Annotated in this window: 30 protein-coding genes and 4 pseudogenes; 30 read left to right on the forward strand and 4 right to left on the reverse strand. The window is 54.8% G+C overall.

What is annotated here, in order from left to right:
* Positions 1 to 2 precede the first annotated feature (2 nt).
* The 23 genes and pseudogenes from ACQ86N_RS12690 to ACQ86N_RS12800 all read left to right on the forward strand — a co-directional run bounded on the left by ACQ86N_RS12690 (position 3) and on the right by ACQ86N_RS12800 (position 16,108).
* Entirely contained in the window at positions 3 to 1,118 is a 1,116-nt protein-coding gene (locus tag ACQ86N_RS12690; RefSeq protein WP_431215472.1) for a neutral/alkaline non-lysosomal ceramidase N-terminal domain-containing protein, read from the forward strand.
* A gap of 213 nt (positions 1,119 to 1,331) precedes the next feature.
* Entirely contained in the window at positions 1,332 to 1,790 is a 459-nt protein-coding gene (locus ACQ86N_RS12695; protein WP_431215473.1) for a hypothetical protein, read from the forward strand.
* The gene (locus tag ACQ86N_RS12700) at positions 1,733 to 2,563 is read left to right on the forward strand and encodes a hypothetical protein (RefSeq protein WP_431215474.1); all 831 of its coding nucleotides are present in this window, start codon (positions 1,733 to 1,735) and stop codon (positions 2,561 to 2,563) included. Before ACQ86N_RS12695 ends, ACQ86N_RS12700 begins: the two co-directional genes overlap by 58 nt.
* Complete coding sequence (locus ACQ86N_RS12705) at positions 2,560 to 2,955, forward strand: hypothetical protein (RefSeq protein WP_431215475.1); 396 nt, start codon at positions 2,560 to 2,562, stop codon at positions 2,953 to 2,955. The genes ACQ86N_RS12700 and ACQ86N_RS12705 overlap by 4 nt, the downstream gene beginning before the upstream one ends.
* Complete coding sequence (locus ACQ86N_RS12710) at positions 2,952 to 3,734, forward strand: N-acetylglucosamine-6-phosphate deacetylase (protein ID WP_431215476.1); 783 nt, start codon at positions 2,952 to 2,954, stop codon at positions 3,732 to 3,734. The genes ACQ86N_RS12705 and ACQ86N_RS12710 overlap by 4 nt, the downstream gene beginning before the upstream one ends.
* A 13-nt stretch (positions 3,735 to 3,747) precedes the next feature.
* Positions 3,748 to 4,452 (forward strand): glucosamine-6-phosphate deaminase, encoded by a 705-nt coding sequence (locus ACQ86N_RS12715; protein ID WP_431215477.1) that lies wholly within the window; start codon positions 3,748 to 3,750, stop codon positions 4,450 to 4,452.
* Entirely contained in the window at positions 4,449 to 5,765 is a 1,317-nt protein-coding gene (locus ACQ86N_RS12720) for a putative oxidoreductase C-terminal domain-containing protein (protein WP_431215478.1), read from the forward strand. The genes ACQ86N_RS12715 and ACQ86N_RS12720 overlap by 4 nt, the downstream gene beginning before the upstream one ends.
* A 174-nt stretch (positions 5,766 to 5,939) precedes the next feature.
* Positions 5,940 to 6,520 (forward strand): annotated as a pseudogene (locus ACQ86N_RS12725) (creatininase family protein); the annotation flags it as partial.
* Between the two features lie 48 nt (positions 6,521 to 6,568).
* Positions 6,569 to 7,000, forward strand: a complete 432-nt coding sequence (locus tag ACQ86N_RS12730; protein ID WP_431217383.1) for a RidA family protein — start codon at positions 6,569 to 6,571, stop codon at positions 6,998 to 7,000.
* A gap of 46 nt (positions 7,001 to 7,046) precedes the next feature.
* Positions 7,047 to 7,838, forward strand: a pseudogene (locus tag ACQ86N_RS12735) (3-hydroxyacyl-CoA dehydrogenase family protein).
* Between the two features lie 111 nt (positions 7,839 to 7,949).
* Positions 7,950 to 9,092 (forward strand): mandelate racemase/muconate lactonizing enzyme family protein, encoded by a 1,143-nt coding sequence (locus ACQ86N_RS12740; protein ID WP_431215479.1) that lies wholly within the window; start codon positions 7,950 to 7,952, stop codon positions 9,090 to 9,092.
* Between the two features lie 15 nt (positions 9,093 to 9,107).
* A pseudogene (locus ACQ86N_RS12745) lies at positions 9,108 to 9,463 on the forward strand (EamA family transporter); the annotation flags it as partial.
* Positions 9,464 to 9,541: 78 nt separating this feature from the next.
* Positions 9,542 to 10,030 (forward strand): DMT family transporter, encoded by a 489-nt coding sequence (locus tag ACQ86N_RS12750; protein ID WP_431217384.1) that lies wholly within the window; start codon positions 9,542 to 9,544, stop codon positions 10,028 to 10,030.
* A gap of 13 nt (positions 10,031 to 10,043) precedes the next feature.
* A complete protein-coding gene (locus ACQ86N_RS12755) occupies positions 10,044 to 10,757 on the forward strand; it encodes a dihydrodipicolinate synthase family protein (protein WP_431215480.1) in 714 nt (237 codons plus the stop codon).
* Positions 10,757 to 10,891, forward strand: coding sequence for a hypothetical protein (locus ACQ86N_RS12760; protein ID WP_431215481.1), 135 nt, complete (start codon positions 10,757 to 10,759; stop codon positions 10,889 to 10,891). Before ACQ86N_RS12755 ends, ACQ86N_RS12760 begins: the two co-directional genes overlap by 1 nt.
* A 67-nt stretch (positions 10,892 to 10,958) precedes the next feature.
* Positions 10,959 to 11,455 (forward strand): annotated as a pseudogene (locus ACQ86N_RS12765) (SDR family NAD(P)-dependent oxidoreductase); the annotation flags it as partial.
* A gap of 16 nt (positions 11,456 to 11,471) precedes the next feature.
* Positions 11,472 to 11,648 (forward strand): hypothetical protein, encoded by a 177-nt coding sequence (locus ACQ86N_RS12770; RefSeq protein ID WP_431218071.1) that lies wholly within the window; start codon positions 11,472 to 11,474, stop codon positions 11,646 to 11,648.
* A gap of 56 nt (positions 11,649 to 11,704) precedes the next feature.
* Positions 11,705 to 12,790, forward strand: a complete 1,086-nt coding sequence (locus tag ACQ86N_RS12775) for a fumarylacetoacetate hydrolase family protein (protein WP_431217385.1) — start codon at positions 11,705 to 11,707, stop codon at positions 12,788 to 12,790.
* Positions 12,791 to 12,868: 78 nt separating this feature from the next.
* Positions 12,869 to 13,450 carry an FAD-binding oxidoreductase gene (locus ACQ86N_RS12780; protein WP_431215482.1) on the forward strand — a complete coding sequence of 194 codons (582 nt, stop codon included), beginning with the start codon at positions 12,869 to 12,871 and terminating at the stop codon, positions 13,448 to 13,450.
* 144 nt (positions 13,451 to 13,594) lie between these two features.
* Positions 13,595 to 14,353, forward strand: coding sequence for an FAD-linked oxidase C-terminal domain-containing protein (locus ACQ86N_RS12785; protein WP_431215483.1), 759 nt, complete (start codon positions 13,595 to 13,597; stop codon positions 14,351 to 14,353).
* A complete protein-coding gene (locus ACQ86N_RS12790) occupies positions 14,286 to 14,918 on the forward strand; it encodes a hypothetical protein (RefSeq protein WP_431215484.1) in 633 nt (210 codons plus the stop codon). Before ACQ86N_RS12785 ends, ACQ86N_RS12790 begins: the two co-directional genes overlap by 68 nt.
* Positions 14,919 to 14,949: 31 nt before the next feature.
* Positions 14,950 to 15,291 carry a hypothetical protein gene (locus ACQ86N_RS12795; protein WP_431215485.1) on the forward strand — a complete coding sequence of 114 codons (342 nt, stop codon included), beginning with the start codon at positions 14,950 to 14,952 and terminating at the stop codon, positions 15,289 to 15,291.
* Between the two features lie 70 nt (positions 15,292 to 15,361).
* Entirely contained in the window at positions 15,362 to 16,108 is a 747-nt protein-coding gene (locus ACQ86N_RS12800; RefSeq protein ID WP_431215486.1) for an isocitrate lyase/PEP mutase family protein, read from the forward strand.
* 18 nt (positions 16,109 to 16,126) lie between these two features.
* On the opposite strand, the gene ACQ86N_RS12805 is transcribed toward ACQ86N_RS12800, so the two are convergent.
* Together ACQ86N_RS12805 and ACQ86N_RS12810 are read right to left on the reverse strand one after the other, a co-directional pair.
* Positions 16,127 to 16,675, reverse strand: a complete 549-nt coding sequence (locus ACQ86N_RS12805; protein ID WP_431215487.1) for a helix-turn-helix domain-containing protein — start codon at positions 16,673 to 16,675, stop codon at positions 16,127 to 16,129.
* A complete protein-coding gene (locus ACQ86N_RS12810) occupies positions 16,672 to 16,998 on the reverse strand; it encodes an AraC family ligand binding domain-containing protein (protein WP_431215488.1) in 327 nt (108 codons plus the stop codon). Before ACQ86N_RS12810 ends, ACQ86N_RS12805 begins: the two co-directional genes overlap by 4 nt.
* 233 nt (positions 16,999 to 17,231) lie before the next feature.
* Between ACQ86N_RS12810 and ACQ86N_RS12815 the strand changes: the two genes are divergently transcribed.
* From ACQ86N_RS12815 to ACQ86N_RS12835, 5 genes are all read left to right on the forward strand, one after another.
* Positions 17,232 to 17,888: a two-component regulator propeller domain-containing protein gene (locus ACQ86N_RS12815; protein ID WP_431215489.1), complete on the forward strand. Its 657-nt coding sequence runs from the start codon at positions 17,232 to 17,234 to the stop codon at positions 17,886 to 17,888.
* Positions 17,813 to 20,116, forward strand: coding sequence for a histidine kinase (locus ACQ86N_RS12820; RefSeq protein ID WP_431215490.1), 2,304 nt, complete (start codon positions 17,813 to 17,815; stop codon positions 20,114 to 20,116). The genes ACQ86N_RS12815 and ACQ86N_RS12820 overlap by 76 nt, the downstream gene beginning before the upstream one ends.
* Positions 20,117 to 20,237: 121 nt before the next feature.
* Positions 20,238 to 20,975: a LytR/AlgR family response regulator transcription factor gene (locus tag ACQ86N_RS12825; RefSeq protein ID WP_431215491.1), complete on the forward strand. Its 738-nt coding sequence runs from the start codon at positions 20,238 to 20,240 to the stop codon at positions 20,973 to 20,975.
* A 22-nt stretch (positions 20,976 to 20,997) separates the two neighbouring features.
* Positions 20,998 to 21,183: a hypothetical protein gene (locus ACQ86N_RS12830; protein ID WP_431215492.1), complete on the forward strand. Its 186-nt coding sequence runs from the start codon at positions 20,998 to 21,000 to the stop codon at positions 21,181 to 21,183.
* 56 nt (positions 21,184 to 21,239) lie between these two features.
* Positions 21,240 to 21,848, forward strand: coding sequence for a hypothetical protein (locus ACQ86N_RS12835; RefSeq protein ID WP_431215493.1), 609 nt, complete (start codon positions 21,240 to 21,242; stop codon positions 21,846 to 21,848).
* Positions 21,849 to 21,861: 13 nt separating this feature from the next.
* Here the strand turns inward: ACQ86N_RS12835 and ACQ86N_RS12840 are convergent, their stop codons facing one another.
* On the reverse strand, positions 21,862 to 22,272 hold the full coding sequence (locus ACQ86N_RS12840) for an SRPBCC family protein (protein WP_431215494.1): 411 nt from the start codon (positions 22,270 to 22,272) through the stop codon (positions 21,862 to 21,864).
* Positions 22,273 to 22,871: 599 nt separating this feature from the next.
* Positions 22,872 to 23,165 carry a putative quinol monooxygenase gene (locus tag ACQ86N_RS12845; protein ID WP_431215495.1) on the reverse strand — a complete coding sequence of 98 codons (294 nt, stop codon included), beginning with the start codon at positions 23,163 to 23,165 and terminating at the stop codon, positions 22,872 to 22,874.
* A gap of 221 nt (positions 23,166 to 23,386) precedes the next feature.
* Here ACQ86N_RS12845 and ACQ86N_RS12850 point away from each other — a divergent pair, with 221 nt between their 5' ends.
* Entirely contained in the window at positions 23,387 to 23,530 is a 144-nt protein-coding gene (locus tag ACQ86N_RS12850; RefSeq protein WP_431215496.1) for a hypothetical protein, read from the forward strand.
* A gap of 23 nt (positions 23,531 to 23,553) precedes the next feature.
* Complete coding sequence (locus ACQ86N_RS12855; RefSeq protein WP_431215497.1) at positions 23,554 to 23,829, forward strand: YHS domain-containing (seleno)protein; 276 nt, start codon at positions 23,554 to 23,556, stop codon at positions 23,827 to 23,829.
* Positions 23,830 to 23,906 lie beyond the last annotated feature (77 nt).

Raw genomic sequence — 23,906 nt, forward strand, 5'->3', positions numbered from 1 at the left:
GTATGAAATGGATCTTCGGTATTTTGGTAGTGCTGGGTCTTCGTTCGGAAGCGCAGCTGGTCGCGGGTGTGGGCAGGATGAAGATCACGCCTGAACTGCCGATGTGGCTTTCGGGTTATGCGGGACGGGAGAAGCCGGCTACCGAAGTGCTTCAGGACCTCTGGGCCAAGGCGCTGATACTGGAAGATGGAAAGAACAGGGCGGTGATCGTGACGACCGATCTGCTGGGGCTTTCGCACCAGGTTTCGGCGGACGTGGCAAGGCTGGTGGATAGCCTGTATGGCATCAGGCGGGAGCAATTGATCCTGAACTCTTCGCATACGCATTCGGGACCGATGGTGTGGCCCTGTGTGGATATGATCTTTGACTTTACGCTGGACGAACAGCGGCGGGTATCACAGTATTCGCAGCGGCTGACGGCCGATCTTGTAAAGGTGATCGGGATGGCGATAGCGGACCGCCGGCCGGCGCAGTTGTATTCGGGGCTTGGGTCGGCCGGATTTGCGATCAACCGCAGGAATCAGATCCATCCGAACGGGCCGGTCGATCATGATGTGCCGGTTCTGAAGGTAGTCCGGCCCGGCTCGCCGGGTGAACGCGGCAGTGAAAAGACGGCGGCGATCCTGTTCGGATATGCATGTCATAACACTACACTGGTAGACAACAATTTTTTGATCAACGGGGACTATGCGGGCTTTGCCCAGGCGATGCTGGAGGAAGAAAATCCGGGGACGACCTGTATGTTCCTGATGGGATGCGGCGGGGATCAGAATCCCGATCCGCGCGGGACGGTGGAACTGGCGAAATTGCACGGCCGTGAGCTGGCCGATGCAGTGGGTGAGGTGCTGAAAGGAGGGAAAATGCAGCCGGTTCGGACGCCGATCCGGACGGCGTATACGACGGTAAATCTGCCGTACCGCTCGTTCGACGTAGCGGAATATCAGAAGGAGATCGTAGGAGACAATAAATTTTTACAAAGAAGGGCCAGACTGATGCTGTCGGCCTATAACAGGGGCTTCACGCCGGATCACCTCGTGTACCCGGTACAGGCGGTGCGGTTTGGCACCGATTGGTGCGTGCTCGCGCTGAGCGGGAGACGGTCGTGGACTATTCGCTGAAGGCGAAACGGCTATTCGCGGGTGAGCACCTGTATGTGGCAGGATATTCCAGCGAAGTGATGTGTTATATCCCTTCGCTGCGGCTGCTGAAGGAAGGAGGATATGAACCTGATGAGAGTATGATCTACTATGGATTTCCCGGACCGTTTGCCAATAGCGTAGAAGACAGCGTTACCATGGCGATCCGGAGAGTAATGAAAAAGTTGGCGCGAGATGACAAAGAATATTGCCATCATTGGAGTTTTGTTCTTCGTATTCGGGTTTATCACCTGGGTGAACGCGATCCTGATCCCGTATTTTAAGATCGCGTGCGAATTGAATAATTTCCAGTCCTATCTGGTAGCATTTGCGTTCTATATCTCCTATCTGGTGGTATCGCTGCCTGCGGCCTACCTGCTGAGAAAGATCGGTTTTAAGAAGGGAATGATGCTGGGTTTCTGGATCATGTCCCTCGGGGCTTTTGTTTTCGTGGGGGCGGCGCTCAGCAGGGCCTATGCGGGGTTTCTGTCGGGTCTGTTTGCGATAGGCGGAGGGCTGGCCATTCTGCAGACTGCCGCCAATCCCTATATCACGGTGCTGGGGCCCAGAGACAGGCCGCGCAGCGGATCAGTATTATGGGGATCTGTAACAAGACGGCGGGTATACTGGCGCCGCTGCTGTTTGCGGCGGTGATCCTGCGACCGAACGATAGTATATTGTTTAAGAGTCTGCCGCTGATGCGGGAGGCGGAGCGTGCGGCTGCGCTCGATGCACTGATCCGACGGGTGATCCCACCCTATATTTGCGTGGGGGTGGTATTGTTTGGACTGGGCTGTCTCGTGCGGTATTCCTCGCTGCCCGAGATCGGCACGGAGGAGGCGGTGGAGGGGAAAAACAGTCTGCTCCAGTTTCCGCACCTGGTACTGGGCGCGGTTGCGATCTTTTTACACGTGGGTACGCAGGTGCTGGCGATCGACACGATCATCGGCTATGCCGGGTCGATGAATATCCCCCTCCTGGAAGCAAAGGTCTTCCCCTCGTACACGCTGACCGCGACCATCGGCGGGTATTTAATGGGCATCATCTGTATTCCCAGGTTTATCAGTCAGGCGAAGGCATTTCTGGTTTGTACGGTCTTAGGCGTAGCGCTGTCATTGCTGGTCGTGCTGAGCAGGACAGAGAATTCGATCTGGTTCCTCGTGCTGCTGGGACTGGCGAATTCCCTGATCTGGGCGGGTATCTGGCCGCTGGCGCTGGACAGTCTGGGACGGTTCACAAAGGCGGGAGCTTCGCTGCTGGTGATGGGGCTTTGCGGAAACGCGATACTGCCGCTGGTCTATGGCTGGCTGGCGGACCGCAACGGGCTGCAGCAGGCCTACTGGATCCTGCTGCCCTGCTATTGTTATTTATTTTTTTACGCCAGCTATGGCCACAGGATAAGGAACTGGGGTATTTTTAGTCAATGAAGGGAATTAGAATCATCAACGGTAAAGTCATCACGCCGCAGGGCCTTTTGTCCGGGGGTTATCTGTATTTGCGCGACGGGAAGATCGTGGAATCGGGTTCGCCCGGCGACAGAGTGATCGACGCCGCGGGCTGTTATGTGTCGCCGGGTTTTATCGATATCCACGTACACGGTGGCGGCGGGCATGATTTCATGGATGGGACCGAGGCCGCGTTCCATGGCGTTGCAGGGACGCATGTTCAGTATGGCACGACGGCGATGCTGCCGACGACGCTGACGGGTTCGGAAGAGGAGCTACTGCATATTCTGGATGTTTACGAGCGGGTGTCTGGAAAAACACGGGCGGCGCCCGGTTTCTGGGGATGCACCTCGAGGGGCCATACTTTGCGATGAACCAGCGGGGGGCGCAGGACCCGCGCTATATCCGGGACCCGAACCCCGCCGAATATGGAGAGATCCTCCGGCGGCCGCATCTTGTTCGTCGCTGGAGCGCCGCGCCGGAGTTGCCGGGCGCGCTTGAGTTTGGGCGGTATGCGAGGGAGAAGGGCGTACTGGTTTCCTGGGCGCATACAGACGCTCTTTATGAAGAGATCCTGGAGGCGTGGAACAACGGGTATTCGCTGGCGACGCACCTCTATTCGGCGATGACCGGTGTCACTAGACGGAATGCTTTCCGGTATGCCGGCGCGGTCGAAGCGGCCTTTCTGATCGAAGACATGGACGTAGAGATCATCGCTGATGGTGCGCATCTCCCCGGTCCGCTGCTGCAACTGGTCTATAAGATAAAAGGGGCGGCGAGGACGGCGCTGATCACGGATGCGATGCGGGCGGCAGGAATGCCGGAGGGAGAGAGTATGCTGGGGAATATCCAAAACGGACTCCCGGTGATCGTGGAAGATGGCGTGGCGAAACTGCTGGACAGGAGCGCGTTTGCGGGGAGTGTGGCGACGGCGGACCGGCTGGTCAGGACGATGGTTCAGGTCGCGGGTGTGCCGCTGGTCGAAGCGGTACGAATGATAACGACAACGCCGGCGGCGATTTTGGGACTGGCGGGTAGCAAGGGGGCTCTCGCGCCGGGTTATGACGCCGACCTGGTCATCTTTGACGAAAACATCAGGGTCCGTGCGACCATCGTCAACGGAGAATTGGTTTATGAAAACACAAATATTTAGATCCAGATCGGAAATGGGGGCAGAGGCCGCGGCCGCGGTGAGCGGCCGGATCGGCCGGCTGCTGGCAACGCAGGACACGGTGAATATGATCTTTGCCGCGGCGCCTTCGCAGAACGAATTTCTGGCGGCCCTGCTGCAGTCGCCCGTGGACTGGTCGCGGGTGCGCGGCTTTCATATGGACGAGTACATCGGGCTCCGGCCGGACGCGAAGCAGGGATTTGGGAATTTTCTCCGCGAGCGCCTGTTCGACAAAGCGCCTTTTCTCTCGGTCGACTATATCGACGGGAATGCCGCCGATCTGGGAGGCGAATGCGTACGGTATTCGCGGCTGCTGCAGCGCTATCCTGCCGATATCGTTTGTATGGGCATCGGAGAGAACGGACATATCGCCTTCAACGACCCGCCGGTGGCCGATTTTACCGATCCCTTCCTCGTAAAGGTCGTTGAACTGGACGGGCCGTGCCGGAGGCAGCAGGTCAATGACGGGTGCTTTGCTTCGCTGCAGGAGGTGCCGACGCACGCGATCACGCTGACGGTGCCGGCACTCATGGCAGGCCGGTATGTGTATTGTATGGTGCCGGGCAGGCTAAAGGCGGAGGCGGTATACAACACCGTGAAGCAGCCGATCGCGGAGGCGTATCCCTCGACGATACTTCGGCAGCATGCGGAGGCGGAACTATTTCTGGATGAGGACAGCGCTGAAAAAATAGAAGAATGAAACATTTGCTGGTTATGATAGGCTTGATGGGATTGGGAGCAGAAGGCAGGGCGCAGATCCGGCTGATCACGCTGGACCCCGGCCATTTTCACGCGGCCCTGGTCCAGAAGTCGGGCTATCCGGACATCGATCCGACCGTCCACGTCTACGCACCGGAGGGGCAGGAATTGAAGGCGCATCTGGCGCTGATCGACAAATACAATACCCGGAGTGAGGACCCCACGCACTGGAATGAAGTAGTGTATACGGGTGAGGATTTTTTGTCGCGGATGTTTCAGGAGCGGGCGGGAAATGTGGTCGTGCTGGCGGGAAACAACCGGAGAAAGATCGACTATATCGAACAGGCGATAGATTCGGGGTTTAACGTTTTTTCGGACAAGCCGATGATTATCGAAGCGCGGGATCTCCCGCGACTGCAGCGGACATTTGAGACGGCCGGGCGGAATGGGACGGTCTTATACGATATCATGACCGAACGATATCAGATCACTACCATCCTGCAGCGGAGACTTTCGATGATACATTCTGTGTTTGGGGTACTGGAGAAGGGGACGGTTGAAAATCCCGCGGTGACAAAGGAAAGCGTACATCATTTCTTCAAATCCGTGTCGGGCAAGCCGTTGATCCGGCCTTCCTGGTATTTTGACGTGACACAGGAAGGTGAGGGGATCGTGGACGTTACGACCCATCTGGTGGACCTGATCCAGTGGGAGTGTTTTCCGGAGCTGGCGCTGGATTATCATAAGGATATTAAGATGCTGGCTGCGCGGCGCTGGCCGACTGAATTGAGTGTAGCCCAGTTTCGGAAAGTGACCGGGGTCGGGCGCGACTCTCCGCTGAGCGTATACGCGAACGGAGTGATGGACTACGCGATAAAGGGCGTACATGCGCGGGTGTCGGTGCGGTGGAATTTCGAGGCGCCGCCCGGAGGCGGGGATACGCATTTTTCGATTTTACGGGGGACGCTGGCGAACCTGGTGATCCGGCAGGATTCGGCGCATGGGTACAAGCCGGTATTGTCGGTCGAGCCGCTGCGAATGACCGCAGTCTATGAGCGCGCGCTGACCCGCGTGATAGCGGGCCTGCAATCGGAGTATCCGGGACTGGCGTTGCAGAAGACAGCTGCTGGCTTCCAACTGGTTGTGCCGGCGCGGTTCGATCTGGATCATGAAGCGACCTTTGCTGAAGTGACGAAGAAATATCTTGGTTTTGTAAAGACGGGAAAGTTGCCGCCCTGGGAGGTTCCCGATATGCTGGCGAAGTACTATACGACGACAAAAGCGCTGGAAATGGCGAGGGCGTCGCAGCGTTAAAAAAGTATACAAAGCTGACGGGGAAATATAGTTATGGGTTGACGTTTACGGCTAATTTTAAATCATGAATATGCTATACGCATCGAAGGATTATAAGGGCATTTCTGTGAATGCGGGGGCAAGGTGGTCGTTCTTCCGCTCGGCGCCATCGAGCAGCACGGCCCCCATCTTGCCGTGTCGACGGATACGGATATCGTCACCATGGTGGCGATGGGTGCGGAAGAACGCTTGTCGGGCGAGATTGTGTTTTGTCCGACGCTCTCGTTCGGGTCGAGCCACCACCACCTGTCTTTTGGAGGTACACTTAGCCTTTCGCCTGCCCTGTATACGCAGGTGGTGGTCGATCTGGTGGGGTCGTTGCTGAAGAATGGGTTCAGGAGGATCGTGCTGCTCAACGGGCACGGGGGAATATAACGCCGGTGAAGCAGGCGCTGGCCATCCTGAATGCGGACAATCCGCTGTCGCGCGAGGCGAATATCGTCCTGGCGACCTATTGGGAGCTGGCGGGAGACTCCTTCGCGGGCCAGGCGCCGATGGAGAGCCCGGCGCTTAGTCATGCCTGCGAATACGAAACGAGTCTGATGCTGCACTTGTTCCCTTCGAAGGTCTTTATGGACAGGGTGGAGAGGGCGGGTCGGCCGGACAGCAACGGATATACGGGCTGGGAAGACGACGAGCCCTATCGGGGAGTGACGATATTTAAAGGGACGGAATATATCTCCAGCAATGGCAGCAGCGGCGAGCCGCAACTGGCGACGGCAGAGAAGGGCGCGCATTTGTATGAAAAGGCCGTCGCGGCGCTGGTGAAATTTTTGAAAGCTTTTGCGAAGCTGGCCCTTTTGCCGGCACTCCGCCCGGCGGACGGACCCGAAAGGATCTCCACAGGAACACCTACAGGGGCGTATTCGCCGGGAGTGAAGCAGGACGAGCTGCTGTTCGTCAGCGGCCGGGCTCCCCGGACCCGGTCAGCGGAGAAGCTGGTGCGAGGGACGATCGAAGAGGAAACCTTGCTGACACTGGAAAATATCAGACGAATTGTAGAGGCCGCGGGCGGGACGGTGCGCGACATCGTCAAGTGTACGGCGCACCTCAGCGATATGAATGACTTTGACCGGTATAACAAGGCCTATGCATCTTTTTTCGGCGGCGTTTTTCCTGCCAGGACGACGGTGCAGTCCGTTTTGGGTGACGGGTTAAAGGTGGAGATCGACGCCGTGGCGGTCATAAAGAAATAGCACTATGAATAACAAGATACCAATAGGGACGGTTGGACTGGGTTTGATGGGCAGCAGTATTGCGACATGCATACTGGCCGCCGGGCATGCCGTCACCTCGCTGGTCAAGACCATGGATCAGGCGGAAGAAGCGCGTCAGCGGATCCTGGATACCTGGAAGAACTGGAGGAAGAGGGAATGCTGAAGGGGAAGCCCAAAGAGTTGCTCGGTAAACTGACCATTACGGACGACGTGGCGTTGTTGAAAGCCCATGGAGTGGTGATCGAATCGATCATCGAAAGCGTGGAAGAAAAAGAAGTCGGTCTACCGGCGACTGGAAACCGTGCTTTCGCCGACAGCGATCATCGGAAGCAATACATCGGCAATACCGGTGACGGTTCTGCAGGAAGGATTGCAGCATCCCGAACGGGTACTGGGAATACACTGGGCCGAACCCGCGCATATCACCCGGTTTATGGAAGTCATCTGCGGCGACCAGTCGGAATTGCGGTTTGCGGAGACTATCGTTGCGCTTGCAGAGTCGTGGGGCAAGGAACCTTCCCTGCTGAGAAAGGATATCCGCGGCTTTATTACCAACCGGATCATGTACGCGATGCTGCGGGAGGCGTTCCACCTGGTGGAGAAGGGCTATGCGACAGTGGAAGACGTGGACAGAAGTCTGCGGAATGACCTGGGGTACTGGATCACGTTTGCGGGGCCCTTCAGATTTATGGACCTGACGGGTATCCCGGCCTACCTGACGGTGATGAAGGACCTGTTCCCCGATCTGGATAATTCCACCGCCACGCCCCAGCTCGATGGAGCGCCTGGTTGCGGACGGAGCCAGGGGCGTCAGTAATGCGAAAGGGTTTTATCCGTATACACCCGGGAGCGCGGAGCACTGGGAGAAAACATTTATCGAGTTCAGCTACGATATCCGGAAGCTGGCGGAAAAATATGGTAAAAAGATATGACAGCGGCGACAGCGATAAAATTGATCAGGGCGACGGAAGTGGTTGTTCCGGCGCGGCCAGGGAGTCTTAATTCGGAAAACGTGCTGGATACGGACGCGGCTTTTGCTCAGCGGCATCTTACCGGCGGCAGCTGGACGGAGTTTGCGAACCAGCCGAAATGGATCGTGGAGATCGTGTTGGAGAATGATCTCGTTGGAATAGGAGAGACCTATCGCAGCGCTTCGAAAGAACTGGTGCAGGAGGCGATGGGCCGACTGGTAGGCGCAGATGTGTTGAAATTGAACTGGAGGGCCCTGCCGGTCGAAGACCAGCGGATCTATGAGGCGTTCGAGACGGCCATACTGGATCTGGCGGGTAAGATTCTCGGAGCTCCCGTTTGCCAGCTGCTGGGTGGGGCTTTTCGTTCCGAGGTCGACTGCAACGGATGGACCGGCCGGCGGACTCCGGAGGACGCCGCGCAGAAGGCCTGGGAGGCGATGGAGAAGGGGCACAAGGTGTTTAAGTTCAAGTGCTCGGATGAAGACCCGGTTCGGCTGTGGACCACGGAGATTCGCAAGCGCTGCGGAGACGGGATCAGGATCATCCTCGACCCCAATCAGCGGTGGAATGACGTACAAACGACAATGCGGCTGATGGATGGGGTGGACACCGGCATCATGCTGGGTCTCGAAGATCCGATCAGGCATTCCGACGTGGAAGGATATAAATATTTGAAGGCCCAGCTGGGTATCCCGTTATACCGGCATATCTCGCTGCCGTATACGCAGGATATAAAGGATATCATCAAATTCGTCAGGGCCGATGCGACGGATGGCTACAACTTCAACGGCGGCGCCTACAACTGTCTGCTGCTGGCGGAGATCGCAGAGCTGGAAGGGAAGACCTGCTGGCGCGGGTCGGAGGTCGACCTCGGTATCTCCGAGACGATGGGGCTGCACATCGCCGCGGCGAGTAAGAGCTGTACGATCCCCTCGGATATTTTTGGCGAACTGGTGCGGGTGGATGACCTCATCGTTGAAGGCATCGCCTTTCGCCGCGGAGCGGCGGCGGTACCCACGAAGCCGGGCCTGGGAGTGGAACTGGATCGCGCAGCGCTGGGCAGGTTCGCTACAGGACAACAACTGGAGAAAACGGTTTAATATACTAACAAGCTTATGAAGAAAGGACTGATCGCCTGGGTGACCCTGGTATTTTGCAATTTGATCTGGTCATTCCATTTTACGAGTATCAAACTGACGCAGGATCAGGTGGGGCCCTATTTTACCGTTTGGGCGCCGATGCTGCTCGCGACGATATTCCTTTTGCCTTTTGCCGTCCGGGACTTCAGGAAGGGCAAAAAAGGATAAAGGACGTGCTGATCTTCGTGCAGCTGGGTGCGCTCGGCGCCTTTCCCTCGCAGGTATTCATGACCTACGGGACGCAGCTGTCCCTGGCGAGTAACGCGGCCATTCTGGTGCTGGCGCTGCCGGTGATTACGGCGGTGTTTGCCTTCCTGATCCTAAAAGAGAAAATGAACGGGCTGCGCTGGGCTAGTTTTGCCATTGCCATCCTGGGGGTTGTCCTTTGCAGTACCGACGATATCCGGCGGATGGACCTGGGGTCGAAGTACGCGGTGGGAAATCTGCTGATCTTTCTGGCGATCGTTGGGAATGCCTACTACAACGTGGGCTGTAAAAAGGTGGCGGAACGCTTTACGGAAATGGAGATGGTCTTTTATACCTATCTGGTGCTGGTGATCATGCTGACGCCGATGGTATTGTATTACGAGCCGGCGATGTTCGCTCGGGTGCCGCATTTTACCACAAAGACCTGGCTGGGGATGGCGTCGCTGACGCTGTTCCATAACTTCCTGTCGATGCTGTTATTCTTCTGGGTGCTGAAATTCCTCGATGCCACGCAGGTGGCGCTGTCCAACTATATGGTGTCGTTCCTCGGATTGCCGATATCGGCTTTTGTGCTGGGAGAGCGGCTAAGCCTGCAGTCGGTCGTCGGCGGGCTCCTTGTGCTGGTGGCAACGCTTATCCTGACCATCGTGGATCACCGGACATACCGAAATACGCTAAAACTAAATACATAGACTATGATGGAAAATGAATTATTTGGAGTGGTGCCGATCGTTCCGACTCCTTTCAGGGGAAGACGAAGAGATCGACGAGGATGCCTTGCGCCGACTCATTGATTTTGCGATAGCCGGCGGGATAAAGGCCGTTTGTCTGCCGGCGTATGCGAGCGAGTTCTATAAATTATCGGATGACGAGAAACTGCGGGTCGTAAAGATAGCCGTCGAACACGCGGCGGGCCGGATAAAGATCGTGGCGCAGTCCAACAGTCCATCCTTAAAAATAGCGATCAGGCTGGCACAGGCAAATGTAAAGGCAGGGGCCGACGTCATCTCGCTGGCCGTGCCGAGGATCTTTGGCCTGCCGGAGGAATCGATCCGGGAATACCTGTCGGGATTTCTGTCTTCGATCCCCACGACGCCTGTGCTGGTGCAGGACTTTAACCCCGGCGGCTCGTCCATCAGCGTCGGGTTTATCAAACAGCTGATGGAAAAACATTCCAATTTCAAATACCTCAAGCTGGAGGAGCCCCTTTGCGCGCCGAAATTCGAAGAGATCATCTCAACTACCGGCGGGAAAGTAGGTCTTTTCGAAGGCTGGGGAGGACTTTATATGCTCGAGCTGACCCCGCTGGGTATCGCAGGCGTGATGCCGGGGCTGGCGGTCTCGGATATCCTGCAAAAGGTGTTTGTATTGCGGAGGGAAGGGAAGCATGACGAGGCCTTCGACCTTTTCGAAAGGTGATGCCGCAGATATTCTTCTCGCTGCAGAATATGGAACTATTCCACTATGCGGAGAAACAGCTGCTGATTGCACGGGGGGTATTGACCAACAGTATCGCGCGAAAAGCGGCCTATATACCGGACCCTCGAGCGTGAAATATATAAAAGAGCTGAATCAACGGGTGGTTAACCTGGTCAAAACATTAAAATAAATAGGTTTAACATGGAAGACTTTAACGGGCAGGTCGCCATCGTCACGGGGGCGGCATCGGGTATCGGTCTGGCGATAGGACACAATCTGCTGGCGAAGGGTGCGCAAGTGATCCTGTTCGATCTGAACAGCGAGGGGCTGCACGAAGAGTTCGATAAGTATGGGGATCGCGCCGTTCCGGTATCGATCGATGTGAGCGACCAGGCGCTGGTCGAGCGGACCGTAAAGGATATGGCGGGCCGTTTTGTGAAGATCGACATCCTGGTCAATTGTGCGGGCATCACGGGCCTGACGAATATCTTCAGTCACGAGGTGGACAGCGCGGACCTGCACAAGGTATTCGAGGTGAACTTCATGAGTAGCTTCTATACGTCCAGGGCGGTGCTGCCGCATATGATCGACAGGGGTATGGGCGCATCTTGCATATCGCCTCGATCTCGGGGAAAGAGGGGAATGTGGGGATGCTCGCATATTCGGCCAGTAAAGCCGCGGTGATCTGCATGGCCAAGGTCCAGGGAAAGGAGTATGCGGAACGGGGGATCACGGTCAACGCGCTTCGCGCCGGCGGTCATCCGGACGCCCTTAGTGGACAATATGCCGGAGAAGCAGGTGAGGTATATGACGGACAAGATCCCGATGAAACGGTGCGGGACGCTCGAAGAAGCGGCGAATATCGCGGCGTACTATCGTGTCGCCCTATAATAGCTTTTCCACGGGATTTACGTTTGACCTTTCGGGTGGGAGGGCGACCTACTGATATGAAACTGCTGAATTTTTGGGAAAATGGCCTTCTTTGCCGGGGGACCCTTACGCCGGAGGGCGTAGTCGATGAGTCGGGGGCGCTGAGGAAGGAGGAAGATCTCCTGATCGGGCCCTGCGTGGGGACGCCTTCGAAGATCATTTGCATAGGACTGAACTACCGGCAGCACGCTTTCGAGAGCGGTATGGCGATCCCCGCGGTACCGGTAGTCTTTACAAAATATAATAATACGTTGGTCGGTTATGGCGGGGACGTGTCCCTTGGAAAGGTGGGATCGCAGTTCGACTACGAGGTGGAGCTGGGGGTGGTGATCGGCCGGAAATGCAAGGACGTGGCGGCTTCGGAGGCCCTGGACTATGTGCTGGGGTACTGCGTGGCGAACGACCTGTCCTGCCGGGACCTTCAATTCAGAACAAGTCAGTGGTTAATGGGTAAAAGCCTGGATCATTTTTTACCTTTGGGCAAATATCTGGTGACCGCCGACGAGGTAGGGGACCCGCAGCGGCTGCAATTGCGTTGCAAGCTGAATGGCGAGGTCAGGCAGGATTCCAACACGTCCGATATGATATTTTCCGTCGCGGAGATCATAGAGGACCTTTCGAAGCACATGACGCTGGAACCGGGTGATCTGATCCTGACAGGGACGCCGCAGGGCGTCATAATGGGGCTAGCAGAGAAGAACTGGCTAAGGCCGGGCGACGTGGTGGAAGCTGGAGATAGAAAAGTTGGGGGCGACCAGGAACAAAATGATTCAATGAGTGATTCACTTGTAGCGGAGCTGGAGCAGCATTTTCCGGCGACGCGTCTTAAGAGCAAGGCTGATCGACAGGCATGCATATTCTTCCGATGCAAGCTTTTATACCCGGTCCCCAGGGCGATAGTTTTTCCTGAAACGGTAGATGAGATCAAGTTGCTATTCCGGCTCGCGGCGGGTTTTGGAACTTCGCTGACCTTCCGTACCGGTGGAACGGAGTCTTTCGGGCCAGTCGGTGACGGACGGCATCCTGGTGGATGTTTCGAAGCACTGGCCCCTTGTGCGGGTGGAAGACGGCGGCGGCCAGGGTCCGGGTGCAGCCCGGCGTGACCGGCGCGGTCGTGAATCACGTCCTCCGGGGATACGGTCGTAAGATCGGCCCCGACCCGGCATAGCATCAACGCCGCAATGATCGGCGGCATACTTTCCAATAACTCCAGCGGCATGTGCTGTGGGGTTGTGGACAATTCCTATCATACTTTATTGCACCTGCGCTTTATCCTGGCCGATGGATCGGTGTTCGATACGGAGGTCCCGGACGACTATGCGCGCTTTGAGCATTCACGGCCTGAGCTATTCGCGGGGCTTCTGGCGCTGAGGCGAAAGGTGATGGAGGACGCTTCGCTGGTGGCCGAGATCAGGGAGAAATACAAGATCAAGAATACGGTGGGGTATGGGATCAATGCATTCGTTGACTATAAGCACCCGTTGGATATTCTGGCGCATCTGCTGATAGGGGCCGAGGGGACACTGGCTTTTATCGCGGAGGCAGTACTACGGACGATACCGGACAAACCGCTGAAGAGCGCGGCGCTGCTGTTCTTCGATTCGCCCCGCAGTGCCTGCGACGCGGTGCCTGCCCTGAGAGATTCAGGGGCCGAGGCGCTCGGAATTCATGGACCGGGCGGCCCTGCGTTCGATAGAGCATCTGGCGATTGCTCCTCCATTCCTGCGGGAATTGCCCGAAGGGGCGTCCTGTTTGCTTTGTGAGTATCAGGCGGAGAGCCTTGCCGCGCTGGAAGAGAAATTGGTCGCGGCCCGTCGGTGCGTTGGTGGGTTATCCCCGGTTTCTGAGGCGGCATTCACGTCCGATGAAAAGATTCGTGGAGACTATTGGAAGATTCGGGGAAAGGAATGTATCCTTCCGTAGCGGCCGTACGTGACAAGGGGACTTCGGTGATGCTGGAGGACGTGGCTGTGCCTGTTGATAGACTGGGGGACGCGATCATGGCGCTGCAGGAACTGTTTCAGCGCTTTTCCTATCATAATGCGATCGTGTTTGGGCATGCGAAGGACGGGAACCTGCACTTTGTAGTTTCACAGGCGGTGTCGACGCCCGAAGAGATCCGGTTCTTTGGCGAGTTCAATGACGCGCTGGCGGAACTGGTGATCGTTCGCTTTGGCGGCGCGCTGAAGGCCGAGCACGGAACGGGAAGACAGATAGCGCCCTATGTGGAGGCCGAGTGGGGCCCGGCAGCCTATGCGGTGATGAAGGAGCTGAAGGCCCTGGTCGATCCGGCGAATATCGTCAACCCCGGGGTGATCCTGAGTCCTGGTCCTGATAGCCATTTGCAGCACTTGGAAGTCCCTGCCGGTGGTAGAAGGGGAGGTCGACAAATGCGTGGAGTCGCGTGTTACTGCGAGGGCAGCTGCCCGAGCCGCAATTTCACGCTGACCCCGAGGCAGCGTATTGTCCTTCGGCGCTCTCTGGCCAGACTGAAGGCAGCGGGAGATTCTGCCGCTCATGATGAAATTTTACACGACTATACGTTTGACGGGATGGATACCCTGTGCGGTGGACGGGATGTGCGCGACCAACTGCCCGGTGGATATCAATACGGGGGAGCTGATCAAGCGCCTGCGGCGCGAGAATCATTCTGCTTCGGCGAATAAGACGGCGCTGCGGGTGGCGAAATCGTTTGCTTTTGTCGAAAGGCTGGTGAAAGTGGGGCTGCGGGTTGGTGGCGTATTCGGGCCTTCGGCGATGGGGCGGCTGAGTGCCGCCGTCCGTCGCGTGGTTCCGGACTTTCCACTATGGACACGCGAGCTGACAGGGCCGGTTAAAGTGCCTGCGTCGTCTGGTTCGGGGGCTGTCTATTTCCCGACCTGTATCACACGGATGATGGGCAAGGATATTTCAGAACGGGATACGATCGTGGACGTGTTTTTGAGGGTGGCTCGTCGGGCGGGGATTCAACTGTTTGTGCCCTCTTCGATGACAGGTGTTTGTTGTGGACAGGCATTCTCGTCGAAGGGATTTGCAGACGCGTACAAATGGAAGGTGAATGAGACGGTTGAGAAAATATGGGAGTGGACCCGTCAGGGAGCTATTCCGGTGGTGCTGGACATCAGCAGTTGTCACTCAATCGCTGCATACCAGCCGGCCTTATCTGACGGTAGAGAATCAGGCGCGTTTCGACAAACTGCGGATCCTGGACAGCCTGGAGTTCGCGGTTGATGTTCTGGCGCCGCGGCTGAAAATAAATAAATTGGCGGGAAAGGCGGTTTTCCATCCGGTGTGCTCGCTGCACAAGATGGGTACCTATAAGAAGCTGGAGCAGCTGGGTGCGATGACGGTTGCCGAACCGGTGATACCGTTTTCTTCGGGATGCTGCGGTATGGCGGGGGACAGAGGCTTTTATTATCCGGGGCTGACGGCTGCGGCGGGTATGGCGGAGGGAGCCGAGGCCGCGGCGGTGGATGGCCGCGGGTATTACTCGACGGGTAAGACCTGTGAGATGGCGTTGTCTGCCGTATCGGGGAAGGAGTACCGGTCGATACTTTACCTTCTGGATGAGGTGAGTTCGGACCAGACGCGGCCGCGACGGTGAAGTCCAAATTTCCCCCTATAATGTCCAGTTGATACCCCCGTGAAGTGCTCATTTAACGGGAAATTTGGACATGTCAAATTATAAGGAATTTTATCAGCTGCACCACCAGGCCGACCCATTCATTCTGGCCAACGTGTGGAATGTCAGAAGCGCACAGATAGTACAAAACTGTGGATTTAAGGCGATTGCAACATCAAGCGGCGCCATTTCTGAATCGCTTGGATATCCGGATGGTGAGCAGATCCCGTTCGCCGAACTACTTTATATCATCGGGCGTATCAAAAAGAATACTTCAATCCCATTGTCAGTCGATTTTGAAAGGGGTTATTCGAATGATCTGGACAAGCTAACGGACAACATACAGAAATTGCTCGACGCCGGGGTCGTTGGAATTAACCTGGAAGACAATGAAGGAGAGGCGGTGTATTTGAAAAAACTGAGCGCCATCAGGAACTATTTGCTTAAGACTGGACAGGAGCTATTTATCAATGCAAGAACGGATGGCTTTTTGCAGAAACTGCCATCCCCGCTGGAAACAACCATCCGAAGGGCGGGGCTATACCTCGGGGCCGGCGCCGATGGTCTTTTTGTGACCGGAGTGCAGGACGCTGACATCATCCGAAATATAACCTCCTCCACAGCGTTGCCGGTCAACGTAGTTGGGGGTCCAAAGATAGCCAGTGCAGGCGTGCTGGCGGAATGTGGAGTAAAACGCATCAGTATGGCCCCACTCTTGTATAAGGCCACCTATAATAATATGGAAAGGATCGCGGCGGAAATATTGCAAAAGCAATCGCTGGCGCCTTTGTTCCAGTAGCAGCGCGGATGGCCTTGATCAGACCTGACTTCCGGTAAGGAATCGCCCCTTATATTCTTTGGGGATAAGACCCGTGTGTTTTTTGAAGTGACGATAAAAATTAGAGAGGTTCTCGAAGCCGCTCTGGTAGCATACTTCGGATATATTGTGATTTCCTTCCATTAGTAGCCTGCAGGCATTGCTGATGCGGATCTCCGTGACATAGTTCGAGAAGGTCTTTCTTGTATGGTGTTTAAAGTAGCGGGAGAAGGAGGCAATGCTCATGTTCAGTTTTTCCGCTATTTCTTCTATGTATATTTCGTTCTTGTAGTTTTTCAGGATGAACTGGAAGACAGAGTCGATCTTGTCCGTGTCGCTGCTATTGCTGGCGGTGAAGGTGCGGGACAGGATGGGTTCAAGGTCTTTGCTGGTCGATAGAAAGACGAGGATCTCCATCAGCCGGATCAGCCGGTTGGCGGGCGGGATCGTCTCCATCTCTTTTAATTTTCCTTTTACGTATTTGTTGGCTTTGCCGAGGATCTCCAGACCGAGCGAGGACCGGTCGAGCAGGCGGCGGACGAGTTTCATTTCGGGCAGCTGGAAAAACTGTCCCCCAGGAAGTCGTCGGTAAAATGGATAAAGCTTGAGCGGGCCACGAGGCCCTTGTTCTGGTAATATTCTTCCGTGTTCCGGTAGAGGTGCGGGATATTGGGACCGATAAGCATGAGGTCGCTCTCTTTGATGAAGTTGACCTTGTCGCCGATAAAGCGGGTGCCCTCCGTCCTGTCGATTAGTACGAGCTCGTATTCCTTGTGAAAATGCCAGGCCTTGTCAAAATAATTACATTCCCAATTAATATAAATAAAGGACGAGTCGGGTGACAGCGGAAGTTTATGCAACTGGGGCCTCATGCTACAGAATCGATTGGTTAGAACCTGATTAGCAATATATGGATTTTCCCCCATCCCGCCGAAATTTGTTCACTTCCGCATTTCCCCCGGCCAGCGGCTCACCCGTTTCCGCCAACCGCTAAACGCCTTTTTCTGGCCGGGGGGCTGTCGTACTTTAGGCCGGTCGGGTGATCCAAATATTAGTACATTTAAGAATGTGGCGCTCTCTCTTTTTGGTTTTTTTACAGAGCCTGATGGCTGGAGGGCCGTCCGTCGAAGCTCAGTCGACCAGGGCGGCCCCTTTTCATGGGTCTTTTGTGTCCCGGAACATCGACGTGGTAAATGGCCTGATGAGCAACAACGTCCTCTCGATCGCCCAGGACAAAAAAGGCTTTGTCTGGATCGGGACGGATAAGGGCATGCAGCGCTATGACGGCCTCCGATTCGTCACCTGCAATCTGCAGGGGACCTCGCCGAACGCGCTCGACGTTCCCGCTATCTACCCCGACGACGCCCAGGGCAGGATCCTATACCGCCGGGCGGACGACAGCCTTTGGCAGTGGGATCCGCTGCGCCATACAGCAGCGCCGGTAGCCACTCCTCCGGTGTCTTCGAAGGACCTCGTCTACACGGACCAGCAAGGGAAGCACCTGACCATCCGCCCGGTATGGAAGGACGGAGACGTACCGCAGAAGAACGGATTAGTATTGGTTCATGAGGAGGGCGGCGACCAGGACAAGCCAGCCACCTACCTGAGAGACAGCGCCCGTGGCCGGCCTGGCTCCTCATCCGCGGCGGTGGCTTCCAGCTGCTGGACGAGATCCGGCGGACGACATTGGCTGCTCCGCTACCCATCAATCCTATCACCATCCACTCCATCTTCTCCGACAGGAACGACAACCTCTGGTTGATCAGCTGGTCAAGAGAATTTTATCGGTACGAGCTGAAGACGCATAAACTGCATTCCTACTCGCTCGCCAATATTCTTACGCAGGAAGGAAATGACAGCACCCTTCCGGTATGGATCTCCGCGATGCTGCACGACAACCACGGCGCCCTCTGGCTGGCAACCGGCCAGGCAGGCCTGTTGCGATACGATCAGACGAGCGATTCTTTTTTATATATTCTGCGCCAGACCGGCAATAGTCTGGGGCTGCAGTACACAGACCAGCTTAATACCATTTTCCAGGACAAGGAAGAAAATATCTGGCTCGGTACCGACAAAGGGATCAGCATCATTCATCCTTACCGGCAATATTTTTCCGTGCTTTCGAACCTTGAGGCGGCTACGCCCTCGAAGATCGTCAGTGATATCATACCGGTGCGGCTGATAAAAAACCAGCTTTGGGTGGGTTCATGGGGAGGCGGGATAAAGGTCTATGATACGGCCTGGAAACTCCGGAAACATTACTTTTTCCCTGGTCTGTATGACGAGAATATGGTCTGGTGTTTCCTTGAAAGGGAAGACGGGACTGTCTGGGCGGGATGTCAGTCGGGAGCGATCCATATCATCGATGCGCATGGTCAGCTTGTCCGGACGATGCGGCCTCCGGAATTGGAGCACCACACGGTAAAATGCATGACGGACGATGGGCGGGGAAATATTTTGCTCGGCCTGCAGAACGGCTGGATCGTGGTCTACGACAAAGTCAGCGACCGATTTCTACGCCATGTGCCGGATAGTTTTTTTCGCCGTACACCGGTGGAAGGGCTCTATATGGCAAAAGACGGGACATGCTGGACGAGCACCAGCCGGGGTCTTGCCGCGTTTGATACCTACGCCCGTCACTACACGGGGCTTTACCGGCCGGCAGCAGTCGACGTCCGGTGCTGGGGAGTTTGCCCATACAGGGATTCTTTGCTGATTGTCGGCACGGAGAACGCCGGGATGTATTATTTTAACATCCGGACAAAGCGTTTTAACAGGATCCTGGTGAACAACGAACAGCAGTATTGGTCCGCCCACGCGATAAAGGTCGACAGCTCGGGAAAGATCTGGTTTACCGACGACCACACCGTATGCTGCTACGATCCGCAGAGCGGTAATTTCTTTTCCAGTCAGCCTGAAAGGGGATTGCTGAACAGTTCATTCCAGGGACAGGAATTTCTCGCCGCTCCCGACGGAAAGTGGATGACGGCGACGGGCACGGAGGTAGTAGCTTTTTCTGTACAGAATCTTCTGGCCCGGTGGCGGGCCGCTCCAAGAGTAGCCATCACGGGATTCCGGGTCTTTTCCCATCCGATCTTTATCGACTCTTTGTTGCAGGAGGGCAAACCCGTCAGGCTGGCGGCGGGACAAAATTTCCTCGACATTGAATTCTCGGGTCTCCAGTATGCCGGTATCGAACAGGCGAAATACCTCTACAAGCTGGAAGGCGTGGATCCGGGCTGGGTGACAGGCGGGACACTGGGTGTGGCCAGCTACACAGACCTGGCGCCGGGAAAATATACATTCCGGGTCCGGACGGAAAGCTCCTCCGGCGAGCAGGAAATGGCGGTAATGCAGATTTATATCGCGGCTCCTTTCTGGGCCACCTGGTGGTTCGATGCACTTGTTCTGGCGACGGCCGTTCTGATCGTTTTCCTTCTGTTTCGCTGGCGGGAAAATTCACTCCGGAATAAAGAACGCCTCAAGCAGCAGGTGGCCGAGACCGAGATGATGGCTCTCAGGGCCCAGATGAACCCGCATTTTATATTCAACTGCATCAACAGTATCGACGCGCTCATCCAAAGCAATGACAAGTATCACGCGACCGTCTATCTGAATAAATTTGCAAGACTTATCCGAAATGTTCTTGAAACGAGCAAGCAAAAGACCATTCCGCTGATGCGCGATATGGAGAACCTGCAGCTGTATATCGACCTCGAGCAGTTTCGGGATGAGAACAGATTTGCCTGCGAGATCACCCTCGACCAGGAGCTATTGGAAGAGGACTGCAGGGTGCCGCCGCTGATCATCCAGCCTTACGTCGAAAACGCGATCGTACATGGCCTTCGTACGCGGGAAGACGGACAGGGCCGGTTGATCATCAGGATCATGAGGGAGGACGAGCACCTGGTCTATCTGATCGAGGACAATGGGGTAGGGAGGACGGCGGCGCTAAAAAGAATGGCCACCGGTCATTGGGAATGGAAATGAGCCGTGAAAGGGTCAACCTGTTCAATGGGGAGGCATATTTTCCGGTCATTATAACCGATCTTTTTGAGTTCGGCAAAGCTGCGGGGACCCGGGTGCAGGTCTCTTTAAAAATCAACTGACGATGAACGCAATTATTATTGACGACGAATCAAAGGGACGCCTTGCCCTTCGGGAAAAGCTGAAAAACTATTGTCCCGGCATCACACTGGCAGGCGAAGCCGAGGATGGCGAAGCAGGCCTGGCGCTGATCGAACGGCTCCAGCCGGATATCGTTTTTCTGGATATACAGATGCCCAGAATGGATGGTTTTGAAATGCTGCAGCAGCTGCAGCGGAAATCATTTCATCTCATTTTTACCACAGCATATGACCAATACGCTATAAAGGCTATCCGGTTTGCCGCATTCGACTATCTGCTAAAACCAGTCGATATTGAAGAGCTGAAGGCGGCGGTTGAAAAAATAATTCAGATGGGTCAGCCTGTTAACAATGGTGGACGGCTGGAAACACTGGCTTACAATCTGCAAACAGCACTTAATAAAATAGTCATTTCTACTGTCGAAGGACTGCTGTTCTTCGATATCAGCGAAATTGTTCACATAGAAGCGCAAAGCAACTACACCGTATTCAGTTTTACCAATCGCCCCCGCCTTACCGTGAGCAGAACCCTGAAGGAATTTGAAGACCTGCTGCCGGCGGAACAGTTTTTTCGGACCCACCACTCCCATATCATCAATCTCCAGTTTATCAAAAGGTATATAAAGGGTGACGGCGGTCAGATCGAGCTCAAGAATGGCGAACTGGTGGATGTTTCCAGGAAGAAAAAGGAGGAATTCCTGAAATTGTTGGGCATGAGATGAAAAAAGAAATAAAACATAAATAATGGACAAACGATCCCTCAGCTACGTCTATCTCTGTTCGATTCCCGTGTTGACCTTTGTTTTCGCTTTTACTACCGGTCATATCAGCTACAAGCTATATATCCCCATATGGCTGCTGAACTTTTGTATCATGGCGCTCGCTACATGGACGCTGTCTAAGTCGGCCCCGAAGGAAAAAAATTCCTGATCTTTGGCGGCTGTCTACTCGTCCTGCCCATTGCCATGCTTTCGATACTATTTGGGATGGGGGCTCCGCCAGACACCATCCGGGGATGGGTGGATACGGCTACCGAACAAAAGGTGCGGTTCGATATTTTGCTCGTTGACGGGATCCTGGTAGCCCTGGGACTGTCCCTCATTAAGCACTTTCTTCAGGAGGAAGGCGAGAAGCTCTTCACCCAGCTGGGCTTTACCGCCATAGTCATCGCCATTCCATTGTTCTTTATCAATACCTCGTTCTGGCATAGCTTTGCTCTGCAAACCTATAAGATCAAAATTGCCGGGAACAGCCCCGAAAAACCACTGGAATGGTTTGCTCCCGCCGCTCAACAGATCTGGGTCATTACCATCGGTCAGGTACTGCTTACCTATTTTTCTGTTGCTATGTTTGCCGCCTCGCTGCGACAAACCGGGATATTCAGGCGGACGCCCATGTTCATCTATATTGCATTCAGCATCATCGCCATTCTGTCCATCACGCTATTCCCTCTCTATCCGGGCGCGACAGCTTTCTCCGGATTTCCCTATTATCCGTTCATGATACCGGCCGTTCCGATCATGCTATTTTATTATGTGGGGGTCAATCTGCTGAGATATGCAGGAAAAGCTTCTCCCGCCCTGACCATTCGGTAAAAGCGGCCGCCTTTTATGAGGGCGTTCCGGTCCCTGTCTCACAGAGGGACTTCAGGCTTTTCATGAATAACGCCCACTGGTAGTTGCATTCGGCGTAGAGGTCCGTCACGGCCCTCCAGCCGCCATGGGTAAAACGCAGTACGGTATTCCCGTTCCTTTCCGTCAGATCGAAAGAGATCGTGGTGTCAACCCATTCGTCGACGGATTTGATACCCTTCCATTCGACCTTTTTACCGGGGGTGAGGTTGGATATTTTGAATTCACTCACGTCCTTTCCAAACGTAAACACGTTGGTGAATCCCAGCTCCGGTTTGGCAACCGTATTCTTACACCACCAGGACTCGAGACCTTTCTGGCTCGTAATTGCTTCGTAAACTTTTTCCGGACTAACCTTTATGACCAGCTTATGGATAATTTCTGCCACGACTTCGGTTTTAATGATTAAGTGATTGTTTGTTTGACAAAACTCCTTCTTAATCGGCAATTTTTCTGGGTGCCATATGGACTTTGTGGAGGGGAGATTTGGACGAATCCCCTAACTTTAAGCTATGTCAGGACCCCCGTGTATTATGAAATTGGATAAGGATGCCCCGCTGCCTATGTCCTTGTTGTTGCTCGCCGACGAGACAGTCGGAAGCGATCGAAAAATATATTTACCGCTGTGACGTGTATGTTCTGGTTCTGGATCATATCGGACAAATAGGCGTTTTTGCCTTGCACCAGAATAGCCCGGAGGAGGTCGAATTAAAAAATATGGCCGTTCTTGAATCTTTTCAGGGGCAAAGGGATGGGCGGTTTTATGCTCAGTGAGATACGACAAATTGCTGCCCGGGACGGTTATCGCAGGTTACTCGTGGGAACTGCGACCGTCGGAAGACAAGTCGATTTTTATATAAAGAATGGTTTCTCGCCCTGCGGCCTTCGCAAGAACTTCTTTCCGGACAATTATCCTGAGCCGATCTTCGAAGAGGGGAGAACGGCTTTGCGATATGTTGCTGCTTGAAATGAAGTTGTGACCCCACTTTACTTTACTGCGAGCAGCGTAACCGCCTCGATCCGCGGAGGTACGGAGAGAAGCTCGTCCGCCTTTTCCATTAGCGCCCGTGCGATCGGTCCGCCGAGATGCGCCTGGCGGCCGTCCTCCGCAGCAAACGTATCGAAGATGCCGTATATCGAGGGCCCCGGCTGAAGCGCATACCACCGGATAGTTTCCGGTTCGCTCTGAGCCAGCGCCAGCGCGCTTTTGATAAATTCTTCGAGTTCTTTTTCCTTTCCGGGTCTGGCCTCTAGTCTGACGAGGAGTGCTAGTTTTTCCATGGCTCGAATCTCCCAAAACTTTGGGGCTCTGCAAATGACAAAACTTCCCGAGGCGTTGCCTAAACGGGAAAAAATAAGAAATCGGATTTTATTTAGGGAAATCTGTATAAAGGTTTGGGTGTAATAGTCATTGCCGGCGCATGGACGCGCGGCTAATTTTACACCAGTTATTTAATCGACCAAACTTGGTCAATTGATTAGTTAACCGGAAAAAATAAAAAATGAAAAAGAATCTTTTTGCCCTCTCATTTGCAGTAGTATGTATCCTCAGTGTAAAAGCCCAGAAGCAGGAAATCTTCTCGCCTGGCGGTAAAGCCATCGACGGCTATGACGCGGTGGCTTTTTTCGCCAGTCCAAGCCAGTAATGGGCGCAGACAGCCTTTCTTATATGTACAAGGACGCTAAATGGCTTTTCGCGACAAGGGCGGACCTGGACGCTTTCAAAGAAAGCCCCGAGCACTATACTCCTCAGTATGGCGGGTATTGTGCATATGGTACGGCGCAGGGTCATAAGGCGCCCACAAAACCTGAGACCTGGACGATCGTCAACGACAAACTATATTTCAATTATAACCTCAAGGTAAAAGAAGCATGGATGAAGGATCAGCAGGCCTTTATCGAAAAGGCGGATAAGAGCTGGCCCGATCTGAAAGACAAACAATAATACTCAATATATGCCCCTGCCCGCGACGCTCGTTTTTATCGGCTGTCTGATCCTGGCCTGGTCCCGCAGGAGCCAGC

The sequence above is a fragment of the Puia sp. P3 genome (assembly GCF_050632245.1).
Lineage (GTDB): Bacteria > Bacteroidota > Bacteroidia > Chitinophagales > Chitinophagaceae > Puia.